The sequence below is a fragment of the Bowmanella dokdonensis genome (assembly GCF_017254865.1).
Classification (GTDB): Bacteria; Pseudomonadota; Gammaproteobacteria; order Enterobacterales; family Alteromonadaceae; genus Bowmanella; species Bowmanella dokdonensis.
The window spans coordinates 1-404 of the sequence record NZ_JAFKCV010000130.1 but is presented as its reverse complement, the minus strand read 5'-3'; the positions used below and the strand labels follow the sequence as shown (position 1 = coordinate 404).

Here is a 404-nt window from a genome sequence, read left to right as displayed (position 1 = left end):
AAAGCTGTTCGGGCATGACTTTGGGTTGTGTCGTCTTACCCGCCTGAGGGGGATTGGCTGCGATTAACTGATCAGCCATGGCGCCAAGCACCTGGCTTTGAATATCGTCTTCTAGCTCGTTTGCAATATCCTGTTTAACCACCTGATATTGGTACTCCATATAGCTCAGGGTTTTGTTCAACTTGTAGGTGAACACATAACGAAGGGTATCGTTATCCTGATTTAAGGCGGCGTGGCTGCTGAGACTGACAAGCAAGCCGAAAGTGGCAACTAAGGCTGAAGGTTTCATGATTGTCTCCGGTAGTAGCATAGGCGCTTGTTATATATGTAGCTGTAGGTGGCCAAAAAGTTGTACTGAGGATGTAATAAAATTTGTCTATTGGCGCATTTTGCCTTGAGTTGTT

Annotated in this window: 1 protein-coding gene; it reads right to left on the bottom strand. The window is 45.8% G+C overall.

Going from position 1 to position 404, the window contains the following annotated elements; genetic code table 11:
- Nucleotides 1–289, bottom strand: a 289-nt coding sequence (locus J0A66_RS21875) for a hypothetical protein (RefSeq protein WP_188698780.1), incomplete at its 3' end; no start/stop codon positions are given.
- Between the last annotated feature and the right edge of the window lie 115 nt (nucleotides 290–404).